7 protein-coding genes are annotated in these 4,153 nt (G+C 69.1%); all 7 read left to right on the top strand.

Going from position 1 to position 4,153, the window contains the following annotated elements; translation table 11 throughout:
* Position 1: 1 nt before the first annotated feature.
* The gene (gene secG, locus NTX40_01425) at positions 2-406 is read left to right on the top strand and encodes a preprotein translocase subunit SecG (GenBank protein ID MCX5647750.1); all 405 of its coding nucleotides are present in this window, start codon (positions 2-4) and stop codon (positions 404-406) included.
* Complete coding sequence (pyrE, locus tag NTX40_01420; GenBank protein MCX5647749.1) at positions 387-986, top strand: orotate phosphoribosyltransferase; 600 nt, start codon at positions 387-389, stop codon at positions 984-986. Before secG ends, pyrE begins: the two co-directional genes overlap by 20 nt.
* A gap of 5 nt (positions 987-991) precedes the next feature.
* The gene (locus NTX40_01415; protein MCX5647748.1) at positions 992-1,879 is read left to right on the top strand and encodes a YicC family protein; all 888 of its coding nucleotides are present in this window, start codon (positions 992-994) and stop codon (positions 1,877-1,879) included.
* 17 nt (positions 1,880-1,896) lie between these two features.
* Positions 1,897-2,526 (top strand): guanylate kinase, encoded by a 630-nt coding sequence (gene gmk / locus NTX40_01410; GenBank protein ID MCX5647747.1) that lies wholly within the window; start codon positions 1,897-1,899, stop codon positions 2,524-2,526.
* Between the two features lie 67 nt (positions 2,527-2,593).
* A complete protein-coding gene (locus NTX40_01405) occupies positions 2,594-2,854 on the top strand; it encodes a DNA-directed RNA polymerase subunit omega (protein MCX5647746.1) in 261 nt (86 codons plus the stop codon).
* A gap of 130 nt (positions 2,855-2,984) precedes the next feature.
* Positions 2,985-3,560 (top strand): hypothetical protein, encoded by a 576-nt coding sequence (locus tag NTX40_01400; protein MCX5647745.1) that lies wholly within the window; start codon positions 2,985-2,987, stop codon positions 3,558-3,560.
* Between the two features lie 94 nt (positions 3,561-3,654).
* Positions 3,655-4,153, top strand: a 499-nt coding sequence (locus NTX40_01395) for a phosphopantothenoylcysteine decarboxylase (protein ID MCX5647744.1), incomplete at its 3' end; no start/stop codon positions are given.

Below are 4,153 nucleotides of genomic sequence, written 5' to 3'. Positions count from 1 at the left end.
GGTGATCCTGGTGCTGCTGGTGCTGATCCAGCGAGGGCGCGGAGGCGGCCTGGCGGGGGCGTTCGGCGGTCCGGGCGGGCACAGCGCGTTCGGAACGAAGACGGCCGACGTGTTCATCAAGGTGACGGCCGTCATGGGCGCGATCTTCTTCGTCCTGGCGATCGTGACGGCCCTGGTGGTGCGTTACCAGCAGTCGGCATTGTGGTCCGCCGAAGAGCCGGCGCCCGCCGAGGCGCCCGCCGAACCCGGCACGGGCCCAGGCGAAACGCCTGCGGCGCCCCCGGCCAAGACGCCCCCAGCGCCGGCCGAGACGCCTGCGGCGCCGCCGAGCGAATCCGGCGGAGCACCAGCGCCCGAGACGCCCAAGACTCCCGACAGCGGAGCCCATGATGCCGGATCCCCGTGAGGCCATCCTCGAGACCTTTCGCGAGGCGGGCGCGCTGCTGGAGGGGCATTTTCTGCTTTCGAGCGGCCTGCACAGCCCGAAGTATCTCCAGTGCGCGCTGGTGCTTCAGGACCCGGCGCGTGCGGAGCGGCTGTGCGGCCGGTTGGCGCGGGCCTTCGCGGACGACCGGGTCGAGACGGTCGTCGGCCCGGCGATGGGAGGCATCCTGGTGGCGTACGAACTGGCGCGGGCCCTCGGCGCGACGGCGATCTTCGCGGAGCGCGAGGAGGGTCGGATGCGCCTGCGGCGCGGGTTCCGCATCGAGCCGGGGCAGCGCGTCCTTCTGGCGGAGGACGTCGTCACGACCGGCGGGAGCCTGCGCGAGGTGCTCGCGATTGTGCGGGAAGCGGAGGCGGAGGTGGTCGGCGTGGCGGCGCTGGTGGACCGGACGAGCGGGCGCGACCCCGCGTTCGGGATGCCCCTGACGGCCCTCGTGCAACTGGACGTGCCGACCCACGTGCCGGAGGAATGTCCCCTCTGCCGAGAAGGCGTGCCGGTCGTGAAACCCGGCAGCCGAACGGCAGCCGGGCGGAAAGGATAAGGCGCATGATCCGCAGCATGACCGGATACGGGGCAGCCGAGCGGACGACCGACGAGGTCCGCATCGCCGTCGAAATACGAACGGTCAACAACCGGAGCCTGAAGATCAGCCAGCGGACGCCGGAGGGTCTCGGAGCGGCGGAGGTTGTGATGGATCGGCTGGTGCGCGAGCGGCTGACGCGCGGAACGGTGTTCGTGCGGCTGCTGGTGGAACCGGTCGGCGCCGCCGCGAGGGCCCCGATCAACCGCGAGGTGCTGGCGGCCTACTGGAAGGACCTGGCGCGGCTGCGGGAGGAACTGGGCGGGGGCGACGGCCCGCCGGCGCTCGAGGCGCTCCTGGCGCTGCCGGGCGTCGTGGGCGACGAGGCGGTCGTCCTGACGGGCATTAAGAACCTCGAGTCGCTCGTCAAGGAGGCGGCGCGCGAGGCGCTCGACCGCCTGGACGCGATGCGCGAGGCCGAGGGCCAGGCCACCGCCAAGGATCTGGCGGCGAACCTGGAAGAGATGGCGCGGCGCGTGGCCGCGGTGCGACAGCGCGCGGGGGCGGTGATCCAGGAGTACCGCGATCGGCTCCAGGAACGGGCGCAGGCGCTCCTGAAGGGCATCGAGATAGTGGCGGACGACGCGACCCTGGCGCGCGAGGTAGCGTTCTTCGCCGAGCGGTCCGACATCAACGAGGAACTCGCCCGCCTCCAGAGCCACCTGGAGCAGATGCGGGACCTCCTGGGGGCCTCCGAGCCGGTGGGCCGGCGGCTGGAGTTCCTGGCCCAGGAAATGTCCCGCGAGGCGAACACGATCGGCGCGAAGTCGAACGACGTCGAGATCGCGCGCGAGGTCCTTCCGATCAAGGTGGCGGTGGACCGGCTGCGCGAGCAATCGCAGAATATCGAGTAGAGCGGAGACCGACAGGCATGGCCGACGGAATCGAAAAGAAAACGGGCGAGGGCCGGGCGCCCTTTCCCGCGCGGGACCTCGTCGTGCTGAGCGGGCCGAGCGGCGCGGGCAAGACCACCGTCAGCCGGGCTGTCGCACGGCGCCTGAGCCTCTTCATCAGCGTCAGCGCGACGACCCGAGGCCGGCGTCCCGGCGAAACCGAGGGCGTGGACTATTACTTCCTGAGCCGCGAAGAGTTCCAGAAGCGCATCGCCGACGGCGCCTTCGTCGAATGGGCCGAGGTGTTCGGCCAATACTACGGCACGCCGGTCGAGGAACTGGAGCGGGCCCGGCGCCGCCGGAAGCAACTGCTGCTGGAGATCGACGTCCAGGGCGGCATCCAGGTGAAGAAGAAGTTTCCGGAGGCGCTGGCGATCCTCCTTTTGCCGCCGAACGACAAGGCGCTGCGGCGGCGCCTGTCGAAGCGCGGGACCGAGGAGCCGGAGGAAGTGGAACGCCGATTCGCCAAGGCCCGCGACGAGATCGAAATGGCCCGCCGATCGGGCCTGTACGACGCCGAGGTCGTCAACGACGACCTCGAAAACGCCATTGACGAGGTCGTCTGCATCGTCCAGGCGCGAGCGAAGAAAAACGCTCCGGCCGTGTAGGCAGGGGCGGCGAAGAAACACGCGGGCCGCTTCGGCCCCCTCGAACTCTCAGAGCAAGGAGCCAGACGTGATCGAAGCCCTCAAGAGCAACGAGATCGTGGACAAGGTCGGCGGACGGTTCAAACTGGCCGTCCTCGTTCAGAAGCGACTCGTGGACGTGACCTTCGGCGCGCCGCTCCTGGTGGAGCGCGGCAACCGAACGCTGATGGAGGCCGTCATCCAGGAAGTGCTCGAAGGGAAGATCACCCTGGAGATGGACGGCGGCGGGCAGCGGCCGGCGCGAAGAGCGGCCCCGGTCAGGGAGCCTGAGGAAAAGGACGAGGATTAACCCTACAGCGCCAACTGACCCTTTTGCGCGGTGGGTCTCCGTACCCACCGCGCAAGAAGGCACTGATCGCGGCGGGTGCGGAGACCCGCCGCGCGAAGTAGCGCTGTAGCACTAGAGTCCGGAGAAGCGCATGGCCAAGCGGAAAAAGGACGGGCGGACGCTCCAGGGCCGCGAGATCCTGGTCGGCGTGACGGGCGGGATCGCGGCCTATAAGACGGCGGACCTGGTGTCGCACCTCGTGCAGGAGGGCGCGGCCGTCAGCGTCGTCATGACCGAACATGCCCAGCGGTTCGTCGGCCCGCCGACGTTTCAGGCGCTCTCGCGCCGGCCGGTCTATACCGACCTCTTTGCCGAGGGCGCGTACGACGCGGATCACGTGGCCCTGGCGGACCGGGCGGAAGCGGCGGTGGTGGCGCCGGCGACGGCGAATGCGATAGGAAAACTGGCAGGCGGCATCGCCGACGATCTCCTCTCGACCGTCCTACTGGCGCTCGACGTGCCGGTTATCCTCGCGCCGGCGATGAACGAGGCGATGTGGAACCACCCGGCGGTGCAGGCCAACGTCGAGACGCTGCGCCGCCGGGGCGTCCGGTTCGTTGGCCCCGAGGAAGGACGCCTCGCGTGCGGCACGGAGGGCCTCGGCCGCATGGCGGAGCCGGAAACCATCCTGGCCGAAATCGTCCGGGCGATCACGCGCGCCCGCTGAAGTCTTGAATTTTCGATTTTGGATTTTCGATTTTCGATTGCCCTGCGCGGCCACCGCGCCGCCTCAATCGAAAATCGCAAATCGGAAATCGAAAATGAATCTGCTTATCACCGCCGGCCCGACGCGCGAGTACCTGGACCCCGTCCGATACGTTTCGAACGCATCGAGCGGGCGCATCGGGTGCGCGCTGGCGAAAGCGGCGCTGCTCGCCGGCCACCAGGTGACGCTCGTCCTGGGCCCCTGCCCCGCCGAGCCGCCCGAGGGGGCTGAGGTCGTCCGCATCACGAGCGCCCAGGAAATGTTCGAGGCGGTGGCCGCCCGGTTCGGTGCATGCGATGTATTTATCGCGTCGGCGGCGGTGGCGGATTACCGGCCCGTCGAGAGGCGACCCGAGAAGATTAAGAAAGGCGAGACTCATCTCACGGTGGAACTCGAACGGACTCGCGACATCCTGGCGGAAATGGCCCGGCGGCGAAAACGACAGATCCTCGTCGGCTTCTGCCTCGAAACGGAGGACCTGGAACGGCGGGCGCGCGGAAAACTGGAGGCCAAGGGCCTGGACCTGGTGGTGGCGAACGGCCCGGAAGCCATCG

Source organism: Planctomycetota bacterium, assembly GCA_026387035.1.
Lineage (GTDB): Bacteria > Planctomycetota > Phycisphaerae > FEN-1346 > FEN-1346 > JAPLMM01.
The sequence above is the reverse complement of the archived record's forward strand: the minus strand, read 5'-3'. Positions and strand labels throughout refer to the sequence as shown.

Bases quoted from the DNA above. Each gene is read 5' to 3' on its own strand.
- pyrE (MCX5647749.1), top strand. From the start codon at position 387: ATGATGCCGGATCCCCGTGAGGCCATCCTCGAGACCTTTCGCGAGGCG.
- NTX40_01415 (MCX5647748.1), top strand. From the start codon at position 992: ATGATCCGCAGCATGACCGGATACGGGGCAGCCGAGCGGACGACCGAC.
- gmk (MCX5647747.1), top strand. From the start codon at position 1,897: ATGGCCGACGGAATCGAAAAGAAAACGGGCGAGGGCCGGGCGCCCTTT.
- NTX40_01400 (MCX5647745.1), top strand. From the start codon at position 2,985: ATGGCCAAGCGGAAAAAGGACGGGCGGACGCTCCAGGGCCGCGAGATC.